Below are 25805 nucleotides of genomic sequence, written 5' to 3'. Positions count from 1 at the left end.
CGCACCTTCCTGACTGCCGGTCCAGAAATCTGGACGAAATCCTAGACACGCCTACTTGACCGGCACGAGTCCCCGTTCCATATTTAGTCCACAACGTAGACTAATTCGGAGGCGCCCCGTGTACACCCCCTCACCCGAGGACAAGTTCACATTCGGTCTGTGGACCGTCGGCTGGCAGGCGCGCGACCAGTTCGGTGACGCGACCCGTGCCCCGCTCGACCCGGTCGAGACCGTGCACAAGCTGGCCGAGCTCGGGGCCTATGGCGTGACCTTCCACGACGACGACCTGCTCGCCGTGGAGCCCGACCGCGACCGGGCCATCGAGAACTTCAAGAAGGCCCTGGCCGACACCGGCCTCAAGGTGCCCATGGCGACCACCAACCTGTTCACCCACCCGGTGTTCAAGGACGGCGGCTTCACCAGCAACAACCGCGAGATCCGCCGTTACGCCATCCGCAAGGTGATCCGCAACCTCGACCTCGCGGCCGAGCTGGGCGCCAAGACCTACGTGTGCTGGGGTGGCCGCGAGGGCTCCGAGTCCGACGCCGCCAAGGACATCCGCGCCGCGCTCTCCCGTTACAAGGAGGCCATGGACATCCTGAGCCAGTACGTCATCGACAAGGGCTACGACATCCGCTTCGCGATCGAGCCCAAGCCGAACGAGCCCCGCGGCGACATCCTGCTCCCGACCGTGGGCCACGCGCTGGCGTTCATCAACGAGCTCGAGCACCCCGAGATGGTCGGCCTCAACCCCGAGACCGGTCACGAGCAGATGGCCGGCCTGAACTACTTCCACGCCATCTCGCAGGCGCTGTGGCACGGCAAGCTGTTCCACCTCGACCTCAACGGGCAGCGCGGCATCAAGTACGACCAGGACCTCATCTTCGGTCACGGCGACGTGCAGAACGCGTTCTTCCTGGTCGACCTGCTGGAGCACGGCGGCTACGAGGGCCCCCGCCACTTCGACTACAAGCCGGTCCGGACCGACGACAAGCAGGACGCCTGGGACTCGGTCGCGGCGAACATGCGCACCTACCTGATCCTCAAGGAGAAGGCCAAGGCCTACCGGGCCGACCCGGAGGTCCAGGAGGCGCTGGCCGCCAGCAAGGTCGACGAGCTGGGCGCCCGCACCCTCGGCGAGGGCGAGACCCTCCAGGACCTGCTGAACGACGAGTTCGACCTCGACGGCGTGGCGGCCCAGGGCTTCCACTTCACCCGTCTGTCGCAGCTCGCCCTCGAGCACCTGCTCGGCGTGCGGTAATGACACTCGTCGCGGGGGTCGACTCGTCGACCCAGAGTTGCAAGGTCGTGGTGCGCGACGCCGAGACCGGCGCGCTGGTCCGCGAAGGCAGGGCCAAGCACCCCGAGGGCACCGAGGTCCACCCGAGCCACTGGTGGACGGCGCTGCAGGAGGCCATCGCCCAGGCGGGCGGCCTCGACGACGTCGCGTCGGTCTCGGTGGGCGGCCAGCAGCACGGCATGGTCTGCCTCGACGAGAACGGCGAGGTGGTCCGTCCGGCGCTGCTGTGGAACGACACCCGGTCGGCCCAGGCGGCCCGCGACCTGATCGCGGAGCTGGGCGGCCCGGAGAAGTGGGCGGAGGCGGTGGGCAGCGTGCCCGTCGCGTCGTTCACCGTCACCAAGCTGCGCTGGCTGGCCCAGCACGAGCCGGAGAACGCCGCGCGCACCGCGTCGGTCTGCCTCCCGCACGACTGGCTGACCTGGAAGCTCGGCGGCACCCCCGCGACCGTCACCACCGACCGCGGGGAGGCGTCGGGGACCGGCTACTGGTCCCCGGCCACTGGGGCCTACCGGCTCGACCTGCTGAAGCTGGCCATCGGCCACACCCCGCAGGTCGCCAAGGTCCTCGGGCCGAGGGAGCAGGCCGGGACGTACAACCAGGCCCTGCTCGCGCCCGGCACCGGTGACAACATGGCCGCCGCCCTCGGCGTCGGCGCCCACCCCGGCGACGTGATCGTCTCCATCGGCACGTCCGGCACGGCCTTCGCCGTCGCCGAGCACCCGTCGGCGGACTCCTCCGGAGGCGTGGCCGGTTTCGCCGACGCCACCGGGCGGTTCCTCCCGCTCGTCGCCACCATGAACGCCGCCCGCACGCTCGACGCGGTCGGCAGGGTCCTGGGTGTCGGTCCGGCCGAGCTCAGCGATCTGGCCCTGGGGGCGCCTCCCGGGGCCGGAGGGCTGACGCTGGTGCCGTACCTGGAGGGCGAGCGCACTCCGAACCGGCCCGACGCGACCGGCTCCTTCCACGGGCTGCGGCTGGCCAACGCGACGCAGGGGCACTTCGCCCGCGCGGCCGTCGAGGGCATGCTCTGCGGTCTCGCCGACGCGCTCGACGCCCTCGGCCTGGCGCCCAACCGGGTGCTGCTGATCGGCGGCGGCGCGCGCTCGGAGGCCGTGCGCACCATCGCGCCGAGCGTGTTCGGTGTGCCGGTGCACGTGCCCCCGCCCGGGGAGTACGTCGCCGACGGCGCCGCCCGCCAGGCCGCCTGGCTGCTCACCGGTGGCGAGGAGCCGCCGGAGTGGGCCTCCGGTGAGGTCACCGTCTTCGAGGGCGACCCCATCCCCGGCCTGCGCGAACGGTACAGAGAAGCCGCGGCGTGACCCCGCCGGGGGTGGGCCTGGGCCCACCCCCGGCCCTGGGGCGACCCTGATCCCCCCTAGGGGGTTTGCATCAGGGGCGAATGGGGTCTTAACCGGATGCATATCCGGCGGCCGAAGAGGCACTCTCGAAGTATGGTCAAGAGGCTCTCCCCCGTGATCGCGATCTCCGGTCTGGTGCTCGCGATGGCCGCCGTCGTGGCCGGTCAGCTTGATCCCTCCTCTCACCTCGACCCGGTCGCGCTGTCGATCAGCGAGTACGCCGCCCAGGAGCGCGGCGTGCTGACCGAGTTCGCCCTCGCGATGCTGGGCCTGGCCTCACTGGCCCTGCTCGCCGGACTGAAGGCCGCCGCCGCCCCGGTCGACGGCTGGCCCGAGCGGCTGATCCTCCTCTGGTCCCTCACCCTGCTCGCCGTCGCCGTCATCCCGTGGACGCGTGCGCAGGACTACCTCGTGGCGGTCGCGTTCCTGGCGCTGCCCGTCGCGACCGCGCAACTCGCCGGCCGGTTCGGCGACCACGACGAGTGGCGGCCGGTGGCCCGCACACTCGAATGGCTGACCCTGCTCGCGGGGCTCGGCCTGGCCGCCGTCACCTACGCGGCGCTGCCCGGCCGGGGCGTGCTGATCGGCGCGGCCGAGCGCGGCCTGCTCGTCGTCGAGTTCGCCCTGGTGGCCTCGATCACCTGGCAGCTTCTCCGAGTCGGGCTCATGACCGCGATCACTACAGTTCCGGGAGTCGTCCGTCAGCCCGTTGCCGAGCCGACACAAAACGCCACGTCCGAGGCCGTGAGCCCGCACGCTCACGCCGCGTGACCAGACAATCGTGATCCTCGAATGAATCAAACCGGGGCAAACTGCTAACCTCATCGGCTACGTACGGCCGATGAGGTGCCATGGCTTCGAGCAGATCCATCCGGTTCAAGATTTCCACGCTGTTGATCATTCCACTGGTCTCCCTGGTGGGCCTTTGGGGTTTCGCGGCGGTCATCACGACCGGTGAATCGCTCGACCTGCTCAAGGTGGAACGCCTCTACGACGGCCTCGGCCGCCCCGGCGACACGCTCGTGCTGGCCCTCCAGCGGGAGCACCTGCTGTCGGCCGAGTACGCCGCCACCGGCACCCGCCAGGCCTTCGACACCCTCGTGGAACAGCGCCTGGTCACCGACCGGGCCCGCAAGGACCTGCGCCGCCAGGCGGCGACCCCCGACGTGCAGGACGCGCTGACCCCGGCCATGGCCGGGCGCTTCAGCGACGTGATGGCGGCCGTCGACGAACTCGACGACCTGCGCAACGACATCGACACCAAGGCGGTCGGGCTGACCGCACTCGGCGAGCGGTTCGGCCTGCTGCCGACCGCGATGCAGGCGCTCGACCACACCATCACGCTCAACAACGACGTGCCGCTCTACCAGCAGTCGCGCAGCCTGGGCCTGTTGTCGTTCGCCAAGGACTTCCTGGCCCGCGAGAGCGCTCTGGGCGCCGGCGTGCTCATCAACGAGCGGCCGTTCACCGTCGAGGAGAGCCGGGCCTTCATCCGCTACTCCGGCACCCGCGACTTCCTGTTCCTCCAGGGCATGAAGGAGCTCGACCCCGAACTGCGCAAGCCGTTCGAGGACATGCTGGTCTCCGACGCCTACCGGTCGTACATCCGGCTGGAGACGCGGATCGTGAGCGCCGCGCCGGTCAGCCACACGGCGTGGCGGCGGGCCGTCGACGCCACCGAGAAGGCCTTCCGCGACGCCCTGCTGTCGAGCGAGCAGCGCCTGTCGGTGCGGGCCGAACCGGTGGCGGTGAGCACGTTCGTCCGCACCGGCGTCGCCGGGCTGCTCGGGCTGGTCGCCGTCGTGCTGACCCTCTTCGTGTCGGTACGCCTCGGGCGCGCCCTGACCCGGGAGCTCGCCACCCTGCGCGGCGCGGCACGGCAACTGGCCGAGGTCCGGCTGCCCCGGGTGGTGGAGCGCCTGCGGCGCGGCGAGAAGGTCGACGTGGCCGCCGAGGCGCCCGCGCTGGAACCGCCGGGCACCACGGGCGAGGTCGCCGACCTCGCGCACGCCTTCAGCGCCGTGCAGCACACCGCGATCGACGCGGCCGTCGACCAGGCCCGGCTGCGCGAGAGCGTGGGCCTCGCGCTGCGCAACCTCGCCCGGCGGAGTCAGGGGCTGCTGCAGCGGCAGCTCAAACTGCTCGACGGCATGCAACGCCGTACCGAGGACCCGGGCACTCTGGAAGAGCTCTTCCGGCTCGACCACCTGACCACCCGCATGCGGCGGCACGCCGAAGGCCTGATCGTCCTCTCGGGCGGTACGCCGGGCCGGACCTACCGGCAGGCCGTGGCCGTCGCGGAGATGCTCCAGGGCGCCGTGGCCGAGGTGGAGGACTACCCGAGAGTCCGGATCTACCCGATGCCGGAGGTGGCCGTCCAGGGCGCCTCCGTCGCCGACTACATCCACCTGTTCGCCGAGCTCATCGAGAACGCCACGACCTACTCGCCGCCGCAGACCGAGGTCTCGGTCCGGGGCGAGACGGTCGCCAAGGGGTTCGCGGTCGAGATCGAGGACCGGGGCCTGGGGCTCGGCCCGGCCGAGCTAGAAAAGATCAATTCACGACTGGCCAGCCCGCCGGAGTTCGATCTGGCCGACACCGACCGGCTCGGCCTGGTCGTCGTCGGACGGCTGGCCACCCGACTGGGAGTACGTGTGGAACTGCGGCAGTCGCCGTTCGGCGGAACCACCGCCATTGTGCTCATCCCGTCCTCGGCGCTCGCGCCGGAGCCGGTGCTGGAAGGGGTCCGCGCATGACCGCGTCGTCGGAGGAATGGGTCGACGACGGGCCGGTCGTCCGGTCCTACGCGCTCACCAGGGGGCGGGCCACGACCGACGCGCCCCTCGACCTCATGTCGGTGGTCGCCGCCACCGGCGCCCGGATCCAGCCGGGGGCCGACCTGAACCGCGAGCACCAGCGGCTGCTGGGGCTCATCCCGCGCTCGCGCCAGGTGGCCGACGTCGCCTCCGACGCCGACCTGCCTCTCGGCGTGGTCCGGATCCTGCTGGGCGACCTGCTCGACCACGGCCTGATCCTGGTCCGCCCCGCGAACACGGCGAAGCCCCCCGCGGAGAACATCCTCCGCGAGGTCATCAACGGCCTGCGCGCGCTGTGAGGCGCGCGCTTCAGCGCTGGGTGGCGGTCAGGGTCTTCAGCGCGTGCTCGACCAGGGTCACCAGCACGACCTTGGCCGACGCCCGGCGACGCACGTCGCAGAGCATGACCGGGATCTCCGGGTCGAGGTCGAGCGCGATGCGGACGTCGTCGGGCTCGTAACGCTCGGCGCCGTCGAAGCAGTTGACCGCGACGATGAACGGGGTGCCCCGCTGCTCGAAGTAGTCGATCGACGGGAAGCAGTCGGTCAGCCTGCGGGTGTCGGCCAGCACGACCGCGCCGAGCGCGCCGTACGACAGCTCGTCCCACATGAACCAGAAGCGCTCCTGGCCGGGCGTGCCGAACAGGTAGACGACGAGCCCCTCGCGGATCGTGATGCGGCCGAAGTCCATGGCGACCGTGGTGGTCGTCTTCGTCTCGACGCCGTCGAGGTCGTCCACGCCCACACCGCGGTCGGACAACACTTCTTCGGTCCGCAGCGGGCGGATCTCGCTGATCGCCCCGACCAGCGTGGTCTTGCCGACGCCGAAGCCGCCGGCGACGAGGATCTTGAGAGCGACCGGCTCGTCAGAGGGCGCGAAGGCCATTGATCACTTCCTTGAGAATGCGCGCGCTTGGCAGCGGCGCAACCTGAGCCGGCGGGCGCACCCGCACCAGCCCCTGGTCTTGCAGATCACCGAGGAGTACCCGCACCACCCCGAGGGCGAGGTTCAGATCCGACGCGATGTCGGCGACCGAGGCGGTGTCGGCCGCCAGTTCGAGGATGGTGGCCTGCTCCGGCGTGATGTCGGCCCGGTCGCGCGGACTGACACCGGTGGTGGTGATCAGCGCGATCAGGTCGAGGTCGTCGCCGGAGGAGCGGGCCCGGCCGCCGATGAGCGCGAAGGGACGGACGACGGGCCCGGCGTCGTCGTCCAGCCACTCCTTGCGCGTCACGGTGTGGCCCTCCTGGGGTTGGTCGAGATGTGTTGCCCCACCCTCTTGACCAGCATCGCCATCTCGTAGGCGATGTGACCGACGTCGGCGTCCGAGGCGGCCAGCACGGCCAGGCAGGTGCCCTGCCCGGCGGCCGTCACGAACAGGAAGGCGGCCTCCATCTCGACGATGGTCTGGCGGACCTCACCGCCGCCGAAGTGCCGTCCGGCCCCCCTGGCCAAGCTTTGGAACCCGGCGGCCACCGCCGACAGGTGCTCGCTGTCTTCACGTGAGAGTCCCTGGGATGCACCCACGACCAGACCGTCAGTGGAGAGGATCACCGCCTGACGGACGGCCCCCACCCGGCTGATGAGGTCATCGAGCAACCAGTTCAGTTCGCCGGACCCCGAGACTTTCCCGGTCATTCCTCACCCTTCTCGCCGTTCGCGTTATCTGCGTAGTCTGCATCCTCACGGCCCCTGCGCGCTCCATGTTGGAAGGCGGAGAACATCGCGCGAGCCTGTTCCGGCGACCGTTCCTCCGGCGTCTCGGCGACGGGCGCGGTCAAGGGGGTGTCCATGAGCTGCGGTGCCAAGTTCGCCTGCCGGACCCGGCGGGGCAGCCCGTTGTGGGTGCCGCTGGCGACCGAGGTCGGCATGTTGTTCGGCAGAGTCGGCCGGGCGGCCGTGGTGCGGGTCCGGGTGGGCAGGCCGCGCGCGGAGAGCGCCGGCTTCTCCTCGGGCTCCATCGGCGGCACCAGCTCGACGGGCGGGACCGCCTCGATGCGCCGCTCCGACGGGGTGAAGTAGGGGGAGGGCTCGGGCTCCTCCACCGAGGGCTTCTCCTCGGCCCGGAAGACGACCTCCTCTTCGGGCTCCTGCTTCTTGTGCCGGGGCTCGTGGTCACCGAGGTCGCTCAGGTCGCTCGGGTCGCCGCTCTCGGCCGCGGTCAGCGCGGCGTGCGCGCCGTTCCGCGACGGTACGGCGCCTCCCGGCGTCCCGTCGGAGACGAGGCTGCGCGGGATGAGCACGATGGCGGTCGTGCCGCCGTACGGGGACGACCGGAGCACCACGCTGATGCCGTAACGGGCCGCGAGCTGGCCGACCACGAACAGGCCGAGCCGGTCGGAGTCGGCCAGGTCGAACTCGGGCGGGCTGGCGAGTTTGTCGTTGATCTCGGCGTACTCCTCGGGGGCCAGCCCGAGACCGCGGTCCTCGACCTCCAGCACCAGCCCGTTGGCCACCAGTTCGGCCCGGACCTGCACCTTGGTCTGCGGCGGCGAGAAGATCGTGGCGTTCTCGATCAGCTCGGCCAGCAGGTGGACGACGTCGGCGACGGCCGCGCCGGTCAGCGAGGCGCCCGGCATCGGCAGCACGGTCACCCGCGTGAAGTCCTCGACCTCGGCGACGGCGGCGCGCATGACGTCCACGACCGGAACGGGCTTGCGCCACGAGCGGCCGGGCGCGGCGCCCGAGAGGATGATGAGGCCTTCCGCGTGACGGCGCATGCGGGTCGTGAGGTGGTCGAGGCGGAACAGGTCCTCCAGCGACTCCGGGTCCTTCGACCGGCGCTGCATCGAGTCGAGCAGGGTGAGCTGGCGGTGCAGCAGGCTCTGGTTGCGGCGGGCCAGGTTGAGGAACACGTGGCCGACGCCGCGCCGCAGCGCCGCCTGCCCGACGGCCGCCTCGATGGCGGTCCGCTGCACGGAGCTGAAGGCGTGGCCGACGTCCTCGACCTCCATCGAACCGCCGGCGTCGATGGGCGGCGCCTCGTGCTCGACGTCGACGTCCTCGCCCTTCTTGAGGCGGTCGACGACCTGGGGCAGCCGCTGGTCGGCCAGTTCGAGCGCGGCGTTGCGCAGGTCGGCCAGGTCGGCGACGAGCCGGCGGCCGAACCGCACCGAGAAGACGATCGTCGCCACGACGGCGATCAGACCCACACCACCCGCGATGGCGATCCGTCCGAGGATCCCGGTGGCGAGGTCGGCCGAGTGGGCGTTGAGCGCCTCGGTGGCCGGCCCGCGCGCCCGGTCGAGCTCGCCGACCAGGCTGTCGGTGGTGGGCTGCCAGCGCATCACGTCGGCCGGCAGCGCGCCGCCCAGCCGCTGCTGCGACAGGATCAGGTCTTCGAGCTCCGAGAACCGCGCGTAGAGGTCGGAGTTGAGCACCCGCTCATACGGCCCGCGCACGTCGGGCAGCAGCGTCGGCAGGTTCTTCGCGTAGTAGTGCTTGCGCAGCGCCACGAACTCCGCGAACGCATTGTGCGCCTCGGCCGACATCTGGTTCTGCGCCAGCGAGCCCTTCACCAGGGCGTCCTCGCGGGCCAGCATCTCGTGCGCGGTGCCCATGGTCACCAGGGCACTGGCCTGCTGGAACATGGCCACGTCGGGGATCTGGACCATCTGCTCGTAGACGTCGAACAGCTCGTCCAAGATCGTGTTGTAGGCGACAATGGCCTGCAGCACGTTGAACTTGCCGACCGAGACCGAGTCGCGGATGTTCGAGAGCTCGTCCAACGCGCCGAGCAGGTCGTCCATCGATCGCTGGAGGGTGTCGGACATGATCGACCGATTGTCCGACGCCGTGGCGACCTTGACGAAGGAGTTCACGGTGGACGTCGTCTGCGCCTGCAGCGCGTTCAGCTCGGGGGAGGACGTCCGGTTCTGGCTCAGCAGCTCGGCCACCATGGCGCGCTCGGCCTGGAGCCGGAGCCCGAGATCCGTGGAGCTGACGCCGACGGACTCGTACAGCTGGCCCGTGCGTAACAGGGCCAGCCCGTCACCGACGGTGAGGTTGAGGACGAATCCCCACAGTGCGCTCAACGTCAGAAGAGGCAGAAGCAACAAGAGAAAGATCTTGAACCGAATCGACCGGTTTCTTGAACCCATGGCCACTCCTGCAGTGCGTGGAGGCTCGCGCCGCATTTGGGGGGAAATGCACCTCCGGAAGATCGCACAGGAGACTAGCACCGATACAGTTCGAGCGCAGTGGAGGAATTGATGATTAGCGTGATCACCGGGGCCAGTTCGGGCGTTGGTGCTGCTGCGGCGCTGGATCTTGCCCAAAAGGGATACCAACTTGTGTTGGTTGGGAGGGATCGCGAACGCTTAGAGTCGACTGCGTCCCGTGTCCGTTCTGTCGCCGACAGTGAGGTGACCGTCGAGGTTTCGGACTTCGCGAGGTTGGCCGACGTCCGCGATCTGGCCTCCCGAATCCGCGCGAAGTACGACCGGATCGACGTCCTGGCGAACAACGCCGGCGTGATGGTGCCCGACCGCCGCATGACTGCGGACGGTCACGAACTCATGATCCAGGTCAACCACCTCTCGCCGTTCCTGCTGACGAATATTCTTCTAGATCGCGTCGGGCGTGTCGTGACGACGAGTTCCCGCGCCGCGAAGACGGCCCGCCTCGACCCCGACGACCTCTCGCGAGAACGCCGCCGGTGGAACGGCTGGCTGCAGTATGGCGAAACCAAACAAGCGAACGCTCTATTCACGGTCGCCCTCGCCGCGCGCGGCAGTAAAGCGACCTGTTTCCATCCCGGGGTCATCAAGACGTCATTTGCCGGGGGAACCCTGTTCATGAAACTCGTCACCCTCCCAGGCCTCCACGAGCCGGTGGAGAAGGCGGCGGCCCGCCTGACCCACCTGGCGACCTCGGAGGACGGCGAGAAGCTGGCCGGGACCTACTTCCGAGACAACCGCCCCGACAAGGTGCCGGCCCGGATGAAAGACCCTGACCTGGCCGAACGCCTCTGGAAGGTGAGTGCCGAAGCGGTCGGGCTCGAAAGTAAGCCCTAACGGAATGTGATCGTTCGTTTACCATCTGCTGGTGACGTTCTGCCTGGCGGATGCCGAGTCGATGCGCCTGCTGGCCACCCGCCTTGACGAGGCGGCCGGAGAGATCACCCGCCTCCAGGGCGGTTCGGTGACCGCAGGGCTGCCCCTGACCGCACCGCGCGAACTCGCCCACTACGAGGGGCCGCTGCGCGAACTGGTCGAATGGTGCCACGCGTCGGCCGCCGACCTGAGAAGGAGAGCGGCCGTCGCGGCCCAGGCCGACCTGATCGAACACGGCCCCTTCGCGGGGGCGAGCCCCTACGAGGCGCTGAAGTCGGCGGCCGCGGGCGGGGTGGATGACGAACTCGCGGCCTTCGACCGGCTGGGGGCCGACGGGGACGCGGCGGCGTTCTTCGCGGGACTGACGCCGGGGCGGGCCCTCGCGGTGGCGTTGGCGCGGGCGGGGGAGGTGGGAGCGCGGGCGGGGGTGCCGTTCGAACTGCGCTTCGCGGCGAACCGGCATCTTGTGCGGCTCGCGCTTGCGGAGGCGGTTCGGGTGGGGGACGGGGCGGCAGCGGACAGATACACGAAGCTGCTGGCCCCTGACCGGCAACTTCTGCTGTTCGACCCTCGCGGCGCGGGCCGCATCGCCGAGGTCTTGGGAGACCTCGCCGCCGCCACGTCGGTCGCCATCATGGTGCCCGGCACCGGGAGCAGACTCGCCAACTACCTCAGGGGCGCCGGGGCCGACCTCCGCAACGTGCACGAATCGACGGCGCGCATGTCCGGAGGCGCCTCGGCGACGATCATGTGGGTGGGCGCGGAACTGCCGTCTGGCCTGGGAGCGGCGGCGCTGAGGTTCCACGCCGAACGCGGCGCGTCCAAACTGCGGGAGTTCACCGAAGGTCTCGGTCTCCAACCCGACGTGCGCACCACCTTGATCGGCCATTCATATGGGAGCGTGGTCACGGGGCACGCGGTCAAGGCGGGCCTCCATCCCGACAACCTCATCGCCGTCGCCAGCCCCGGGTGGGGCGTCGACTTCGCCGCCGAACTCAACGCTCCGAAGACGCGCCTGTTCGCGATGCGTCATGAAGGTGACGTCATCAAACTCGTCCCGCCCGTGGACGACGTGATGTCGGTGATGGGCATCGTCCCACCCACGTCGATAGCGGGCCATGGGAGCGATCCCGTCTACCTGCGCGGTGTCGAGCGCCTGCCCTCAGGCGGGGAGTCGACGTTGGGAGTGGACATGCACGCGCACTCCGACTACTTCGGACACTCGGCGGCGTCTCACGTGGCCACGTGGAACATCGCTCGCGTCGTCGTGGGAGAGGCGGGCCGATGAGACACCTGCTGGCCTTCGTGCTCCTGCTCGCGATTGGGGGATGCCACATGTGGTCCGAAGAGGAACCGGTGATCGCAGAGGCCATCGCCGATCTGGACGCCGCTCTCACCCGCGCCGTGCAGGCGGCCGGCTTGCCCGTTGATGTGGCGAGGAAACCGAGGCCTCATCCGTGCCACTCGGAGACCCGCCATGGCGCGAGCGTCGACATCGACGGCGCATCGGAGGAGCCGGCCAGGACGGTCGCGGAGGTCTTGGCATCGTGGCGTCGGGAGGGGCTGACGGTCGTGTCAGACCGGACGCGAGACCAGAAGTGGCCGCAGGCGACCGTTCGAGGACGGTTGGTCGAGATGACGATCACTGGCTTCCCCGACCGCAAAGCGGTGTGGATCTGGGGAAGCACGGCCTGCTTGGAGGGCGAAGTGCCGGAGACATGGCGTGATGTCCTATAGGCGCGGAGACCTTGCGACGGCTGCGCAGACGATGCAGATAACTTTGGGTGATGGTTCGTTTACCATCTGCTGGTGACCTTCTGTCTCGCCGATGCCGCATCGATGCGCCTCCTGGCCTCCCGTCTTGATGCGGCGGCCGAGGAGATCAGCCGCCTGCAGGGTGCCTCGGTGGCCGTCGGGCTTCCTCTGACCGCTTCGCCGGAACTGGCGCACTACGAAGGACCGCTGCGCAACCTGGTCGAGTGGTGCCACTCTTCGGCGGCCGAGATCCGCAGGAGAGCGGCCGTGGCCGCTCAGGCCGACCTCATCGGCTGGAACCCCACTGGCGACAACGCGGCCTACGACGCCCTGATGACGGCGGCGGCGGGCGGCCTCGACGACCAACTCGCCGCGTTCGACGCCCTTGGCGCGGAGGGTGATGCGGCGGCGTTCTTCGCTGCGCTCTCTTCGGTGCAGGCGCTCGGCGTGGCGTTGGCGCGGGCGGCGCAGGTGGGTGCCAGGGCCGGGGTCCCGTTCGAACTCCGCTTCGCGGCGAACCGCCAGCTTGTACGTCAGGCGCATGCGGAGGCCCTTCGAGTCGGCGACAAGGCCACGGCGGCCAGATACGCCGAACTTCTCAATCCCGACCGGCAACTTCTGCTCTTCGACCCGAGAGGCCTGGGCAAGATCGCCGAGGTCAAGGGCGACCTCGCCACCGCGAAGAACGTGGCCATCCTGGTTCCCGGCACCGGGAACAGCCTCATGAACTATGTCGGGGGCTCCGAGGAAATTCTGGAAGCAGTCCACAAGGGGGCCATCGGTCTCTCCGCTGATACCGCCACCATCCTGTGGATGGGTGCGCCGCTACCTCAAGGGCTCGGTGCAGCGGTGTTCGATCTGCAGGCCGATCGTGGTGCACCGCAGTTGCGAACCTTCGTCGGCGATCTTCGTATCGCACCCGAGGTGCGGACCACCTTGATCGGTCACTCTTATGGGAGCGTGGTCACAGGGCACGCGGTCAAGGCGGGCCTTCGCGCTGACAACTTGATCGCGGTCGCGAGTCCTGGTTGGGGCGTCGAGTCCGCCGACGAGCTCAACGCTCCGGAGACGAAGTTGTTCGCCATGCGGCATCAAGGCGACATCATCAAGCTGGTCCCGACCGCAGATGAGACCCTCGGCATGTTTGTGCCATTGCCGGACAGCATCGCGGGTCATGGGGAAGATCCCGTCTATATGTCTGGGGTGCAGCGCCTGTCGTCAGGGTCGGAAGCCCATCCTGTCTTTGGCATCGATATGAATGCCCACTCTGACTACTTCGGCGGCAGCCAGGCAGGCCGTCTTGCCAGACTCAACCTGGCCAGGGTGATCGTCGGTGACGACTACGAGACGTATGAGGAAGCGAGGGCCGCTCTGTGAAGCGACTCGCGATCGCACTCCTTCTGGTCACCGGGTGCGCATCCGAGCCTCGCCCACCGATATCCGCTGCGCTCAGTGATCTCGAAGCGGCGCTGGGGCGGGCACTTCAGGCGAGTTCGCTCACTGGCCCACCTGTCCGCACTCCCGGTAACTGGCCATGCGACTTCGGAGAAGGCGAAGCCTTCCAACTGGAATTCACCGCTCCCGCCCGAGACCCTCGGGCGACGGTTGTTGCGGTCGGCGAACTCTGGCGCCGGGAGGGGCTCACCATTCAGATGGACCGCACACAGCACCCCAACCGCCCCGAAGTGGTCGTCCGTGGCCGGCTGATCGAGATGTCTGTGCACGGCTTCCCCGAGCGCGGCACCGTCTGGATCGCCGGGAACACCGCCTGCCTCGACGGAGAGGTTCCCGAAGCGTGGCGAGATGTGTGAAGCGCCCTCGCGACCGGGCACAGCCTCGTTCAGCGGTAAGAGAGGTGTAGACCGATGCCAGCTCCCATAAGCACCAAATCACCCACCCCGCCAACCGGGCACCCCACCCGAGAACCGGGAGTGATTCTCCCGCTCTGGAGCTCCCAAACGCTTCCCAGCAAGTGTTCGCCTGCCGTTTTCGTCAGCTCCCCGTTGTGTTCTCTTTCGCCCCGATAGCGTCCCCAGGTGGCAGCGGCAGTGACTTCTTCAAGCCCCTCGGTTGTCTCGCAGCGCGACCCCTTCCTCGACAACGCCAAGTTCTGGGCGATCGTCCTGGTCGTGTGCGGGCACCTGGTGGAGGATCTGCGCGACGTACCGTACGCGCACGCGCTCTACCTCTTCGTCTACACGTTCCACATGCCGTTGTTCATCACCATCAGCGGCTACCTGTCGCGGAACTTCACCCGGCTGAGAGCACAGAAGCTCGTCTCGACGCTGTTAGTCCCTTACGTCATCTTCGAGATCGCCTACTCGCTGCCGCGCTGGATCCTCTACGGCAAGTTCCAGCTCACCCTGCTCGACCCCTACTTCCTCACCTGGTTCCTGCTCTCGCTGTTCATCTGGCGGCTCTCGACCCCGGTGTGGTTCCAGGTCAAGTGGCCGCTGGCCGTCGCGGTCGGCATCTCCCTCATCAGCGGCGCCTCGGCGCTCCCCGACGAACTGTCGATGAACCGAACCCTGGGCCTGCTCCCGTTCTACGTCCTGGGCCTGGTGCTGACCCCGCGACACTTCGACCTCCTCAAGAAGAGGTGGGTCAGGCTCACCGGAGCGCTCGTGCTGGCCGCCGGGATCGGGATCACGTTCCTGGTCCACTACGACGTGCCGACGGAGTGGATCCGCTGGCGGCACGCCTACACGAGGATCGGGGTCGACAACCTCACCGGAGCGGGCATCCGGTTGCTGATGCTGGTCATCGGGGCGGTCCTGGTGGCGGCCTTCCTGTCGATCATCACGTCGAGAAAGACGTGGTTCACCGCGCTGGGTGGCCTGACCATCTACGCCTACCTGCTGCACGGCTTCGTCGTGAAGGGCCTCGACCGCTTCCACGACCAGCTCAACAACCCCGTCGGCGTGGCCGCCGTGATCGTCTTCGGCGTCGCCCTCACGGCCGTCCTGTGCACCCCGCCGTTCCGCCGGCTCTTCAAATGGGCGATCGAGCCCAACCTGAAGTGGGCCTTCAAATCCGACCCCGCACGCCAGTCGCCCCCACCCGTTGAGCCGCCCCCCGGAGACCGCCCCCACGCCGCCACACCCCAGACCGGGCCAAACGGCGAACCGCAGGGCGACACGACCTGGCCGAACGAGGGCATGCATCCGCCCGCCCCACCGGCTTGGCCGAACGACGATGCACCACATCGAACCAACCAGCCGCAAGGTGGCACCTCCCACGCCTGGCCCAGGGATGATGAACCGCAAACCGGCCTACCGCAGGGCGGCGCGGCCCAAACTTGGTCCAACGAGGGCACACCTCCGCCCGCGTGGCCGCACGAAGGTAGCCCGCCCGGCCCTGCCACCCGTTTCCGCCCAGACGACCGCACACCACCCGCCCACCCCCACCACCCCTAAAAAGCAGAACGGCGCCCCTCATCGCAGAAGAGGTGGCGCCGTCCCGACGTACAGGGGATCAGATCATCACGTGCTCATCCGGGTGGGCCACGAACGAGAACACCGCGTTGCGGGTCAGCTTGTAGTCCGCCGCCTGCCACGTGTGCTGTGAGGCGTCCGACCCGCGCATGTACACGAAGTTGAACCGGTCGGCCGAGTAGATGCGCACCCCTTCTTCCTTCAGTCTGCGCACCAGCCGGGTGTCCTCGCCCGCGTTGACCGCTTCGAAGGGGTAGGTCCGCAGCAGGTCGGCGCGCGCCAGGATGGTCGCGCCCTGCACCAGGTGGGTGTACCGGTTCTCCAGGCCGGGCAGCCGGAAGACCGTCGTGTTGGAGTCGGGGAAGTACGTGTAGTGCGCCCCCTTGCCGGTCAGCTCGCAGTCGGCGTAGTCGAAGACGCGCACCAGGTCCCACAGGTAGTTGGGGCCGTAGAGGTTGTCGTCGTCCATCTTGGAGATGAGTTCGCCCTCGGCCTGCGCGATGCCGAGGTTGAGCACCTCGCCCAGGGTGAAGTGGGGCGGTGCGTGCAGGACCTTCACGGCCGGGATGCCGGCGGCGAGTGCCTTGTCGCGCACCACATCGGCGTCTTCCGACAGGCCGTGCAGGACGAGGATGAGTTCCAGGTTGCGGTGGCGCTGGCGGGCGACCTGGGAGATGGCGTGTTCGAGCTGGCCCGCGCGGTTGGTCGGCAGGACCACCGAGACGCTGAGCGAGCGTTCGGCGACGGGGTGGCCGAGGTCGCCGAGGATCTGGTCGACGCGGTGGGAGAACAGGTGCTTGTCGAAGACCTCGCGCATGGCGAGGTGGCCCTGGCGGGCGCGCAGTTCGGGGCTGTTGATGTAGTACAGCGCCCGGTTGTACGCCTCCTCCTGCGAGTGCGCGATCGGGATCAGCGGGCCGAAGGTCTCCTCGATGGCGCGCGACCAGCCGGACAACACGGTGGTGCCGCAGGCGGAGAGTTCGAAGACCCGGCGGGCGCACATGGTCGGTGAGTCGATCACCGAGTTCACGTTCAGGAAGACCTTGTACATCTTGTACGCCGCCAGCATCTGCTCATAGGGCAGTTCGCCGACGATGTGGGGGCGGTACTCCTCGGGCCAGGCGTACTTGTCGGCGACGGAGGCGTTGCGGGCGAAGATGTGCAGGCCGAGCTCCCGGGTGGGGGCGATGACGGTCTCCATCTGCTCCCGGCGCTCGGGGTGCTTGTCGCGGAAGTACATGCCGCCGAAGACGACGTCGTACTTGCGGCCCCAGCGGGTCATGATCGGGTTGTGGATGCGCGGCTGCGCGGCGAACTGGAGCACGCCGACGCGGTCGTGGCCGAGGATCTCACGGTATTTCGGGATCATGTCGCCGTCGCAGGTGTACACCTGGTCGAACAGCTTGGCCGTGTCGATGAAGAAGTCGAAGTTCGGCGGGTCCTCCTTGTTCCAGAAGACCGTCGGGATGCCCTCGGAGCGGCACCATTCGACCAGGTCGCGCAGCTCCTGCTTGGGCGCGTTGGTGCCGGTCATCTGGTAGCGCCAGCGGCCCTGGTTGCCGTGCCAGGCCGACTCGCAGAACAGCACGTCGGGGCGCTTCTCGGCGAAGATCTCGCGCCAGTCGTGCAGGCCGAACTCGATCTGGTCCCACTCGTACTTGAAGGCGAGCCGGGAGAAGTCGTCCAGGATGACCGCGACCTTGAGGTCGGGGCGGTTCTGGATGCCCTCGGGGTCGGGCCACTTCAGGTTGGGGATCCTGACCGTGGGGCCGCGCTTCTCGGCCTCGGCCTGGACGTCGAAGGCCGACGGCGGCGCCTTGGGGGCCTTGTTGCCCCGCCACGCCTTGCGCAGGTCGCCCGGCAGCTTGACGATCTTCTTGGGGTTGGAGCCGGCCTTGGTGATGGCCTCGCCCACCCGGTACTGACGCCCGGTCTGGGTGGCCTTGGCCTTCCAGAGGGCGTACTCGGCGCGGGCCTCCTGGTAGGCGAGCCGGGTCTCCAGCTCGCGGATCGTCTCCTCGTAGAACTCGACGGTGCGACGGTCCTCGGGCAGCCAGTTGACCGGGCCGAGGCGCTGGAATCTCGGCTCGTCGGGGGTCTCGTCGGTCTCAGACATGCCTCGTCCCTGCTCGTCGTCTCAAGGGTCGATATCGTACGGCGCAGGCCGTGGTCGTTTGGTGTGTTTGTCGGACTTAGTCCCCGACGACGTTCCGGGCGGCGGGGGAGAGGTTCTCGCCCTGCAGCCAGGCGGCGATGACCCGGGCGATGCGCGGGCCGGCCTTGCCGTCCCACAACATCGGCAGGTCACCCGAGGGCGTCTTCGCGCCTTCGGCCAGCGCGACCGTGGCGGCGGCGGGCAACGAGGCGGGGGTCACCAGGCGGTTGGTCCCGTGGGTCACCGTGATCGGGCGTTCGGTGTTCATCCGCACGGTCAGGCACGGCACCTCCAGCATGGTGGTCTCCTCCTGCACGCCGCCCGAGTCGGTCACGACCAGCGCCGCGCCCCTGACCAGCGACAGGAAGTCGATGTAGCCCAGTGGGTCGATGATGCGCATCCGAGGGCCGTCGACCAGGCCGGCCTCCGCCAGGCGGGTGCGGCCACGCGGGTGCAGCGGCACGATGACCGGCACCTGCTCGGCGACGCCGAGGACCGCGTCCACGAGCTCCTTCGCGGCGGCGGGGTCGTCGACGTTGGCGGGGCGGTGGAGCGTGGCGACCGCGTATTCGCCCGAGATGCCCAGGCGCTCCTGCACGGGTGCCGGGTCGAGCTTGGGCAGCGCCGAGAACAGGCTGTCGATCATCGGGTTGCCGACCAGATGCACCTTGGACGAGGGGACGCCCTCGTTCGCCAGGTAGGACAGCGCCTCCGGCGAGGTGGCGAACAGCAGCTCGGAGAGGCTGTCGACCACGATGCGGTTGACCTCTTCGGGCATCGTCCGGTCGAACGAACGCAGGCCCGCCTCGACGTGGGCCGTGGGCACCCCCAGTTTCGCGCAGACCAGGATCGCGGCGAGGGTGGAGTTGACGTCGCCGTACACGACCACCAGAGACGGCTTCTCCCGCTCGACGACCTCCTCCAGGCCGACGAGGAGCGCCGCGGTCTGCTTCGCGTGGGAGCCGCTGCCGACACCCAGATTCGCGATGGGTTCGGGCAGTCCGAGGTCGGCGAAGAACACGTCGGACATCAGGGCGTCGTAGTGCTGCCCCGTGTGGACGATGCCCTGACGGATGCCCAGGTCGGCCAGTCCGTTGACCACCGGAGCGGCCTTGGGGAAGTTGGGCCGGGCACCCAGGACGTGCAGGACGAGGGTGTCCTGGAGACGCGAATCCCTCACTGACCTTGCCTTTCATCCATGATGGGGGCAAACGTTGCCTATGGTACGGTCACGCCGTGGTAGCTGAGGCCAACAAGCCCATTCCGGCAAAGGCCGCGAAGGCCAGTGCCCGAAGGTTCATGAAGGGGTTCGTCAAGAGCCCGGTGACGACCTCCCGGATCTTCGTGGGGAAGGTCGTGCAGGACCCGCTTCGGGTGGCGCACGCAGCCGCGGAGACCGTGCCGAAGCCGCTTCGCCCTCTCGTGGGCAAGGTGGCGTGGCCGGTCGCGCGGGTCGCCAAGGTCACGATCCGCAAGATGTGGCGGCGGATGGCCAGGGTTCCCCTCAACGACTCCCGGGCCGTCTTCGACGCCGGGCACATGAGCCAGGCCATCGACATGCTCAAGCCGCATGAGCGCTGGGTCTTCATCAAGAAGCGGCTGGCCCTGTACGAGGGCGAGCGCGCCGCGCTGCTGCCCAACCCGATCCCGCCGAAGCCCAAGGTGATCATGGGTGAGCGGGTGCCGGGCCGCGCGCTGCACATCGTGACCAACGCGCTGCCGTTCACGCAGGCCGGTTACACCGTGCGCACCCACCGCATCGTGACCGCGCAGAAGGCCGCCGGGCTCGACCCCCACGTGGTGACGAGCTGGGGCTGGCCGGCCCTCCAGGGTTTCCCCGACGTCGAGCCCTACGAGGAGATCGACGGCATCCCCTACCGCCGTCTGCTGCCGACCGGCAGCGAGATCCCGATGGAGACCCGGGGCCGCATCACGCGCGGCGCCGAAGACGTCACCGAGCTGGTCCGCCAGCTCCGCCCGCAGGTCCTCCACGCCGCCACCGACCACCGCAACGGGTCGGTCGCGATGGCCGTGCGGGAGAGGACCAACACCCCGTTCGTGTACGAGGTCCGCGGCTTCCTGGAGGAGACCTGGGCCAGCCGCGACCCCGCGCGCGTCGGCACCGAGCGCCACCGCCTCATGCGGGAGCGCGAGGCCACCATCATGAACTCGGCCGACGCCGTGGTGACCCTGGCCGAGACGATGGTCGGCGAGATCGTCGAGCGCGGCGTGCCGCGTGAGCGCATCTTCCTGGCGCCCAACGCCGTCGACGCGTCGCTGCTGACCGCCGAGTACGACGGCGCATCGCTGCGCCGCCAGTACGGCATCGGCGACCACGAGATCGTCATCGGCTCGGTGTCGTCGATCGTGGCCTACGAGGGCTTCGCGACGATGTTGTCGGCGGCCGCGTTGCTCAAGCAGTCCGGCACGCCCGTGAAGGTGCTTCTGGTGGGCGACGGCACCGAGCGCGAGAACCTCCTCGCGCAGGTGAACAAACTCGGTATAGGTGACATCGCGATCGTGCCGGGGCGCGTCGGGCCCGACGAGGCCCTGCAGGCCCAGGCGGCCATCGACATCTTCATCTGCCCCCGCGAGGACCTGCGCGTATGCCGTCTGGTGACGCCGCTGAAGCCGGTCGAGGCGATGGCGCTGGGCAAGCCGGTCATCCTGAGCGACCTGCCGGCCCTCGCCGAGCTCATCGGCGACGGCGAGCCGGGCATCCTCGTGCCCGCCGGGAACGCGCAGGCGCTGGCGAACGCGGTGGCCGAGCTCCGCGACGACCCCGAACGCCGCCGCAAGATGGGCGCGGCGGGCAAGGAGGAGGTTGCCGCGAAGCGAACCTGGAGCAGCCTTGCCAACACTTATCGGGAAATTTACGAATCACTCACCCGCTAGAGAAATCCACCAGGGACGCCGGATGTGCAGCATCAGGCATCATTGGTGCCGACTTGAGATAGCCTTTGCGACCATGAAGTGTTCTCTCCACCCCCAGGCCATGTCGTGAGCGAGATCGATCTCACGGTCATCGGGCTGGGCTACGTCGGCATGCCGCTGGCCAAGGAGGCTGTGGCGGCAGGTCTGAAAGTCGTCGGCCTCGACGTTGACGCGCGCAAGGTGGACGCGCTCAACGAGGGACGTTCCTACATCGACGACCTGACGGACGCCGACCTCGACAGCATGCTCGCGAACGGTTTCACCGCGACGCTCGACCCGACGGTGCTGGCCCGGTCCGCGGCCATCGTCATCTGCGTGCCCACCCCGCTCGACGAAGACCACCGTCCTGACCTGTCCGCCGTCGAGGGCGCCACCCGCGCCGTCGCCGAGCAGCTCACCGCCGGCACCCTCGTGGTGCTCGAGTCGACGACCTGGCCCGGCACCACCGACGAGGTGGCCCGGCCGATCCTCGAGAAGTCCGGCCTCGTCGCGGGCGACGACTTCCACCTGGCCTTCTCGCCGGAGCGCATCGACCCCGGCAACCCGAAGTTCGGCCTGCGCAACACCCCGAAGGTGGTCGGCGGCTACACGACCGCCTGCCGCGACCGGGCGACCGAGTTCTACGCGCGGTTCGTCGAGCGGGTCGTCCCCGTCTCCGGAACGCGCGAGGCCGAGATGGCCAAGCTGCTGGAGAACACCTACCGCCACGTGAACATCGCGCTCGTCAACGAGATGGCGATCTTCTGTGACGAGCTCGGGGTGAACCTCTGGGAGTCGATCGAGGCGGCCGCGACCAAGCCGTTCGGGTTCCAGAAGTTCCTGCCGGGCCCCGGCGTGGGTGGTCACTGCATCCCCGTCGACCCGTCCTACCTGTCCTACGCGGTGCGCAAGCTGGGCTTCCCGTTCCGGTTCGTGGAGCTGGCGCAGGAGATCAACGAGCGCATGCCGTCCTACGTGGTGACCCGCGTGCAGCGGTTGCTCAACCGCGACAAGAAGGCCGTCAACGGCTCGAAGGTGCTGCTGCTCGGGGTGACCTACAAACCCGACATCGCCGACGAGCGGGAGACGCCCGCGATACCGGTCGCCGAGGCGCTCATGGAGCTCGGGGCCGTCGTGAGTTACGCCGACCCCTACGTCAAGGAGTGGTCGGTCGAAGGTACTCCGGTGCCGCGCGAGGAAGACCTCGAGACGGCCATCCGGGAGGCAGACGTCACGGTGCTGCTCCAGCAGCACTCGATGTTCGACCTGGAGCTGGTCGAGCGGCAGGCCCGCCTGGTGCTGGACACCCGGGGCGTGCTGGCCACCGGCGAACGCGTCGAGCGGCTGTAAGGGGGCCTGGCGCGTGCACGTGCTCGTCATGACGGTGGTGCATCACCCCGAGGACGCCCGGATCCTGCACCGGCAGATCCGCGCGCTCGTGGACGCCGGTCATGAGGTCACGTACGCCGCGCCGTACTCGGCGCGCGGAGTGGTGCCCCGGTCCTGGGTGAACGGGGTCGACCTGCCCCGGGCGGCCGAGCGGCGGCGGATGACCGCCGTGCGGGCCGCGCGCAAGGTGTTCAAGAGCATGCGCGGCAAGGTCGACATGGCGCTCATCCACGACCCCGAGCTGCTGTTCGCGGTCGCCGGGGTGCGCAACCGGCCGACGGTCGTGTGGGACGTCCACGAAGACACCCCCGCGACGTTGTCGCTGAAGCCGTGGTTGCCGGCCTTCCTCCGGCCGCCGACCCGGTTCGTGGCCCGCATGCTGGAGAGCTGGGCCGAGCGCAACTTCCACCTCCTGCTCGCCGAGACCGCCTACGCGGGCCGGTTCAAGGAGGCGCACCTGGTCGTGCCGAACGAGACCTGGGTGCCCGACACGGTCTCGCCGCCCGGCGACGACCGGGTGGTCTACCTGGGCTGGTTGTCCGAGGCGCGGGGCGTGCGCGAGGCCATCGAGGTCGGCCGCCTGCTGCGGCCCCACCGGGTGGTCGTCGAACTCATCGGGTACGCCGACCCGCAGTCGCGCCGCATGCTCGCCGAGGCCGTGGAAGAGGGCGCGCTCGAATGGCGCGACTTCATGCCCAACGACGAGGCGCTCAAGCGGCTCGACGGCGCGCTGGCCGGGTTGTCGCTGCTGCACGACGAGCCCAACTACCGCCACTCCATGCCCACGAAGATCGTGGAGTACATGGCCCACGGCATCCCGGTCATCACCACCCCCTCGCCCCGCGCGGTCGAGCTGATCGAGCGTTACCGCAGCGGGGTCGTGGTCCCCTGGAGCGACCCGCAGGCCGTCGCCAAAGCGGTGCTCGCGCTGCGCGACAACCCCGAGGAGCGCCGCAACGCCGGCGCCCGCGGCTACGCCGCCGCCCGGGGCAACCACCACTGGCCCAACTCCGCGCGTCGATTCGTCTCCCAGCTCGAAGCCTGGAACGGCGTCAAGCCGTAGGCCCGCCCCCTGAACGAATCAGCCCACGTCGATCGGATGAGGTGACGGTTTGCGCTGGCTTGCTCTGCTTCTAGGGATCGCGATCCTCGGTGGCGTGGCCACCGTGGTGATCGCCCTCCAGGAGCCCGAGACGCCACACGCCGCGCGGATCGGCAGCACCTCGCCGTCCGAGCCGAGCCCGACCCCGTCCAACACCGGTTTCACCGACCCGTGTGGCACGTTCGACACGAACATGCGCACCCCCTACGCGATCACCGGCTACTGGATCATGCCGTCGGCCGACCGCTGCAACTGGCGCCGCCAGCTGGAGGAGATCCACAAGGTCGGCGGCGACACGGTGGTCCGCATCGGGTTCGGCCTGCAGCCGCGCGGGGTCGACGCCGAGGGCCGCATCCTGGAGACGGCCCCCGACGACCAGAGCCAACCCAAGCCCGACGATCGCTACGGCCACTGCGTCGAAGACGGGCTGACCTGCTACCAGGCGGCCGAGCGCGACCTGAAGGCGGCCAACCCGGACAACCGCATCTCGTGGTCGTTCGTCTTCCGCACCGACGAGCAGTACGGCGACGGCGTCTTCCGCTGCCCGCAGATGGAGAAGAAGATCGTCGTCGGCGACCGGGTGTTCTTCCGCCTCATCGCCGACGAAGACGGCTCCGACGACGCCACCTGCGACTTCGCCAGCAAGGGCAAGGGCTACCACCTGATCCTGGTGTCGGCGGGCGCGACCGACAGCCTGACCGAGCTGCTCGACCTCGGCGACCGGTTCGGGATCAAGGTCTTCCCGTCGCTGCCGCTGGCCCCGCGCGACCCGACCGGCGTCACCCGCGCCAACCCGCGCCACATCGGCACGCTCACCACGCTGACCCGCCGCATCCTGCAGGACTACGGCACCCGCTTCGCGGGCCGCGACTCGCTCGGCGGCGTCTACCAGCCCTTCGAGCTGGTCATCAGAGACTGGGCCGACCCCGAGAACGTTCCCACCCTCCAGGTGTACGCCGAACAGCACCGCATCGTCGAACAGGTGCTCCCCGGCAAGCCGATCCTGGTCAGCCCCTACCTCGACGCCCGCAAACGGGTCGACTACACCTCGACCCCCGCGCAGGTGGGCGAGGGCTTCAAGGCGCTGGCCCGCACGGGCGTCGGCATCATCGCGCCGCAGGACTCGCGCGGCACCGGCAAGGTCGGCCTGTTCTGGCCGAACTGGAAGAACCAGCCCGTCGACGAGCGGCTGAAGCCGGTGGTGGGGGAGAGCACGTACAGCACCGCCTATTGGGGCGCCACCCGCGACTACTACCGGGCCATGTACGAGTCCCGCCTCGAACTGCGCGACGAGGAGGGCGTCGACGTGCAGCTGTGGGCCAACGTCGAGGCGTTCGAGCCGTCGGCGACCGAGAAGTGCGGCACGCAGGGCACCCGCGGACGCACCGACAAGCCCCGCCTCGACACGGCGGTCACGCTGGTCGGGCCGTACGTCTCGAAGATCATCTCGTACATGTGGAGCGACTTCTTCACCTGCGGCAGCCCGTCGCTGGCCGAGGACCTCGCGACCGACTGGGAACGTCCCATCGCCATCCAGGCCATCAGGGCGAAGCGGCAGATCCAGGACGGCCTGCAGATTCGCGGCTACCACCTGGAGAACGTGCGGGTGACGCTGAGCTGGACCGGTCTGGAGACCCCGCGGGTGGTCGACTCGCAGTCGGTGGGCTGGTTCGACGGGCAGCCGATCGCCGACTTACCACCCGCCGTCGGGCAGGTCTGGATCCCGGTCGACTGGGAGAGCGTGCCGCCGGACGCGTGGGTCAGGGTCGAGGTGACCGCCACCGACGGCCGCAAGGCCGCCGAGCCGGTCTACTACCACAACAACGATTGATCGCGACAGCGTGTAACGTGCCTGACATGGTCCCGCGCATCCCCGTCAGCGTGGATCTCGTCGTGCTTACAGTGAGGTCGAGCGCCCTGTGCGCGCTGGTGTGGCGACGGGATCGTCCGCCCTACCCCGATCTGTGGGCGCTGTCCGGCGGCTTCATCCACCTCGACGAAGACCTCCCGGCCGCGGCGGCCCGCGTGCTGGCCGAACGGGCCGGCATGGCCGGGGCGCCGGTCCACTTGGAGCAGCTCCGCACCTACGGCTACCCCGACCGCGACCCGCGCCAGCGTGTCGTGTCGGTGGCCTACCTGGGGCTGGCCCCCGACCTGCCCGCGTCGACCGAGGCCCACATGAGCTGGCAGCCGCTGAGCGAGCTGACCGAGATGGCCTTCGACCACCGCCGCATCATGCTCGACGGGCTCGAACGCGCCCGGTCGAAGCTCGAATACACCTCACTCGGCGCGGCCTTCTGCCCGACCGAGTTCACCGTCGCCGAACTGCGCCGGGTCTACGAGATCGTGTGGGGCCGCCCGCTCGACCCCCGCAACTTCCACCGCAAGGTGACCAAGACCGAGGGTTTCCTGGTGCCGTCGGGCCGGACGACCACCCGCGACGGCGGCCGACCGGCGATGCTCTACCGGCGGGGCCCGGCCGAGGCGCTCCACCCGCCCATGTTGCGGGTCTGAGCCGCGATTGGG

22 protein-coding genes are annotated in these 25805 nt (G+C 69.2%); 16 read left to right on the top strand and 6 right to left on the bottom strand.

Annotated elements, in window-relative coordinates; all coding sequences use genetic code 11:
• The first annotated feature begins 118 nt into the window (after nucleotides 1–118).
• The 5 genes from xylA (at nucleotide 119) to QSK34_RS21815 (ending at nucleotide 5776) form a co-directional block, all read left to right on the top strand.
• Nucleotides 119–1261: a xylose isomerase gene (gene xylA, locus QSK34_RS21835; RefSeq protein ID WP_030456334.1), complete on the top strand. Its 1143-nt coding sequence runs from the start codon at nucleotides 119–121 to the stop codon at nucleotides 1259–1261.
• On the top strand, nucleotides 1261–2622 hold the full coding sequence (gene xylB, locus QSK34_RS21830) for a xylulokinase (protein WP_285586085.1): 1362 nt from the start codon (nucleotides 1261–1263) through the stop codon (nucleotides 2620–2622). The genes xylA and xylB overlap by 1 nt, the downstream gene beginning before the upstream one ends.
• A gap of 132 nt (nucleotides 2623–2754) precedes the next feature.
• Complete coding sequence (locus tag QSK34_RS21825; RefSeq protein WP_161479704.1) at nucleotides 2755–3432, top strand: DUF998 domain-containing protein; 678 nt, start codon at nucleotides 2755–2757, stop codon at nucleotides 3430–3432.
• Nucleotides 3433–3554: 122 nt separating this feature from the next.
• Nucleotides 3555–5417: a sensor histidine kinase gene (locus tag QSK34_RS21820; RefSeq protein ID WP_285586084.1), complete on the top strand. Its 1863-nt coding sequence runs from the start codon at nucleotides 3555–3557 to the stop codon at nucleotides 5415–5417.
• Nucleotides 5414–5776 carry a DUF742 domain-containing protein gene (locus QSK34_RS21815; RefSeq protein ID WP_161479706.1) on the top strand — a complete coding sequence of 121 codons (363 nt, stop codon included), beginning with the start codon at nucleotides 5414–5416 and terminating at the stop codon, nucleotides 5774–5776. Before QSK34_RS21820 ends, QSK34_RS21815 begins: the two co-directional genes overlap by 4 nt.
• Nucleotides 5777–5786: 10 nt before the next feature.
• Here the strand turns inward: QSK34_RS21815 and QSK34_RS21810 are convergent, their stop codons facing one another.
• Genes QSK34_RS21810 through QSK34_RS21795 form a run of 4 tightly spaced genes read right to left on the bottom strand, consistent with a single transcriptional unit; the run spans nucleotide 5787 to nucleotide 9511 of the window.
• Complete coding sequence (locus QSK34_RS21810) at nucleotides 5787–6362, bottom strand: GTP-binding protein (protein WP_061296721.1); 576 nt, start codon at nucleotides 6360–6362, stop codon at nucleotides 5787–5789.
• Entirely contained in the window at nucleotides 6343–6711 is a 369-nt protein-coding gene (locus QSK34_RS21805; protein ID WP_062341071.1) for a DUF742 domain-containing protein, read from the bottom strand. The genes QSK34_RS21810 and QSK34_RS21805 overlap by 20 nt, the downstream gene beginning before the upstream one ends.
• Nucleotides 6708–7115 (bottom strand): roadblock/LC7 domain-containing protein, encoded by a 408-nt coding sequence (locus QSK34_RS21800; RefSeq protein ID WP_030456327.1) that lies wholly within the window; start codon nucleotides 7113–7115, stop codon nucleotides 6708–6710. The genes QSK34_RS21805 and QSK34_RS21800 overlap by 4 nt, the downstream gene beginning before the upstream one ends.
• Entirely contained in the window at nucleotides 7112–9511 is a 2400-nt protein-coding gene (locus QSK34_RS21795) for a sensor histidine kinase (RefSeq protein WP_285586083.1), read from the bottom strand. The genes QSK34_RS21800 and QSK34_RS21795 overlap by 4 nt, the downstream gene beginning before the upstream one ends.
• A gap of 177 nt (nucleotides 9512–9688) precedes the next feature.
• Between QSK34_RS21795 and QSK34_RS21790 the strand changes: the two genes are divergently transcribed.
• The 6 genes from QSK34_RS21790 to QSK34_RS21765 all read left to right on the top strand — a co-directional run bounded on the left by QSK34_RS21790 (nucleotide 9689) and on the right by QSK34_RS21765 (nucleotide 15702).
• The gene (locus QSK34_RS21790; RefSeq protein ID WP_285586082.1) at nucleotides 9689–10492 is read left to right on the top strand and encodes an SDR family NAD(P)-dependent oxidoreductase; all 804 of its coding nucleotides are present in this window, start codon (nucleotides 9689–9691) and stop codon (nucleotides 10490–10492) included.
• A gap of 31 nt (nucleotides 10493–10523) precedes the next feature.
• A complete protein-coding gene (locus tag QSK34_RS21785) occupies nucleotides 10524–11819 on the top strand; it encodes an alpha/beta hydrolase (RefSeq protein WP_285586081.1) in 1296 nt (431 codons plus the stop codon).
• Nucleotides 11816–12268: a hypothetical protein gene (locus QSK34_RS21780; RefSeq protein WP_285586080.1), complete on the top strand. Its 453-nt coding sequence runs from the start codon at nucleotides 11816–11818 to the stop codon at nucleotides 12266–12268. Before QSK34_RS21785 ends, QSK34_RS21780 begins: the two co-directional genes overlap by 4 nt.
• A gap of 72 nt (nucleotides 12269–12340) precedes the next feature.
• Nucleotides 12341–13663: an alpha/beta hydrolase gene (locus QSK34_RS21775; RefSeq protein WP_285586079.1), complete on the top strand. Its 1323-nt coding sequence runs from the start codon at nucleotides 12341–12343 to the stop codon at nucleotides 13661–13663.
• Entirely contained in the window at nucleotides 13660–14097 is a 438-nt protein-coding gene (locus QSK34_RS21770; RefSeq protein ID WP_285586078.1) for a hypothetical protein, read from the top strand. Before QSK34_RS21775 ends, QSK34_RS21770 begins: the two co-directional genes overlap by 4 nt.
• A gap of 225 nt (nucleotides 14098–14322) precedes the next feature.
• Nucleotides 14323–15702, top strand: coding sequence for an acyltransferase family protein (locus QSK34_RS21765; protein WP_285586077.1), 1380 nt, complete (start codon nucleotides 14323–14325; stop codon nucleotides 15700–15702).
• Nucleotides 15703–15760: 58 nt separating this feature from the next.
• Here QSK34_RS21765 and QSK34_RS21760 read toward each other — a convergent pair whose 3' ends face one another.
• On the bottom strand, nucleotides 15761–17836 hold the full coding sequence (locus QSK34_RS21760) for a glycosyltransferase family protein (protein ID WP_285586076.1): 2076 nt from the start codon (nucleotides 17834–17836) through the stop codon (nucleotides 15761–15763).
• A gap of 76 nt (nucleotides 17837–17912) precedes the next feature.
• Entirely contained in the window at nucleotides 17913–19055 is a 1143-nt protein-coding gene (wecB, locus tag QSK34_RS21755; RefSeq protein ID WP_161479715.1) for a non-hydrolyzing UDP-N-acetylglucosamine 2-epimerase, read from the bottom strand.
• Nucleotides 19056–19174: 119 nt separating this feature from the next.
• On the opposite strand from wecB, the gene QSK34_RS21750 reads away from it, so the two are divergent.
• From QSK34_RS21750 to QSK34_RS21730, 5 genes are all read left to right on the top strand, one after another.
• Nucleotides 19175–20770, top strand: a complete 1596-nt coding sequence (locus tag QSK34_RS21750; RefSeq protein WP_285586075.1) for a glycosyltransferase family 4 protein — start codon at nucleotides 19175–19177, stop codon at nucleotides 20768–20770.
• Between the two features lie 105 nt (nucleotides 20771–20875).
• Nucleotides 20876–22138 carry a nucleotide sugar dehydrogenase gene (locus QSK34_RS21745; protein ID WP_285586074.1) on the top strand — a complete coding sequence of 421 codons (1263 nt, stop codon included), beginning with the start codon at nucleotides 20876–20878 and terminating at the stop codon, nucleotides 22136–22138.
• A 13-nt stretch (nucleotides 22139–22151) separates the two neighbouring features.
• A complete protein-coding gene (locus QSK34_RS21740; RefSeq protein ID WP_285586073.1) occupies nucleotides 22152–23240 on the top strand; it encodes a glycosyltransferase in 1089 nt (362 codons plus the stop codon).
• 94 nt (nucleotides 23241–23334) lie between these two features.
• Nucleotides 23335–25110, top strand: coding sequence for a DUF4434 domain-containing protein (locus QSK34_RS21735; protein ID WP_285586072.1), 1776 nt, complete (start codon nucleotides 23335–23337; stop codon nucleotides 25108–25110).
• A 26-nt stretch (nucleotides 25111–25136) separates the two neighbouring features.
• The gene (locus QSK34_RS21730) at nucleotides 25137–25793 is read left to right on the top strand and encodes an NUDIX hydrolase (RefSeq protein ID WP_161479718.1); all 657 of its coding nucleotides are present in this window, start codon (nucleotides 25137–25139) and stop codon (nucleotides 25791–25793) included.
• Nucleotides 25794–25805 lie beyond the last annotated feature (12 nt).

It is taken from the genome of Herbidospora sp. NBRC 101105 (assembly GCF_030269205.1).
GTDB lineage: Bacteria > Actinomycetota > Actinomycetes > Streptosporangiales > Streptosporangiaceae > Herbidospora > Herbidospora solisilvae.
Note: the sequence above shows the minus strand (reverse complement) of the source record. Positions and strands in the feature narration are given on the sequence as shown.

What these genes read in the sequence shown, in the direction of transcription:
- QSK34_RS21825 (WP_161479704.1), top strand. Translation starts at nt 2,755, where the DNA reads ATGGTCAAGAGGCTCTCCCCCGTGATCGCGATCTCCGGTCTGGTGCTC.
- QSK34_RS21810 (WP_061296721.1), bottom strand. Translation starts at nt 6,362, where the DNA reads ATGGCCTTCGCGCCCTCTGACGAGCCGGTCGCTCTCAAGATCCTCGTC.
- xylB (WP_285586085.1), top strand. Translation starts at nt 1,261, where the DNA reads ATGACACTCGTCGCGGGGGTCGACTCGTCGACCCAGAGTTGCAAGGTC.
- QSK34_RS21760 (WP_285586076.1), bottom strand. Translation starts at nt 17,836, where the DNA reads ATGTCTGAGACCGACGAGACCCCCGACGAGCCGAGATTCCAGCGCCTC.
- QSK34_RS21780 (WP_285586080.1), top strand. Translation starts at nt 11,816, where the DNA reads ATGAGACACCTGCTGGCCTTCGTGCTCCTGCTCGCGATTGGGGGATGC.
- QSK34_RS21815 (WP_161479706.1), top strand. Translation starts at nt 5,414, where the DNA reads ATGACCGCGTCGTCGGAGGAATGGGTCGACGACGGGCCGGTCGTCCGG.
- QSK34_RS21750 (WP_285586075.1), top strand. Translation starts at nt 19,175, where the DNA reads ATGAAGGGGTTCGTCAAGAGCCCGGTGACGACCTCCCGGATCTTCGTG.
- QSK34_RS21730 (WP_161479718.1), top strand. Translation starts at nt 25,137, where the DNA reads ATGGTCCCGCGCATCCCCGTCAGCGTGGATCTCGTCGTGCTTACAGTG.
- QSK34_RS21790 (WP_285586082.1), top strand. Translation starts at nt 9,689, where the DNA reads ATGATTAGCGTGATCACCGGGGCCAGTTCGGGCGTTGGTGCTGCTGCG.
- QSK34_RS21800 (WP_030456327.1), bottom strand. Translation starts at nt 7,115, where the DNA reads ATGACCGGGAAAGTCTCGGGGTCCGGCGAACTGAACTGGTTGCTCGAT.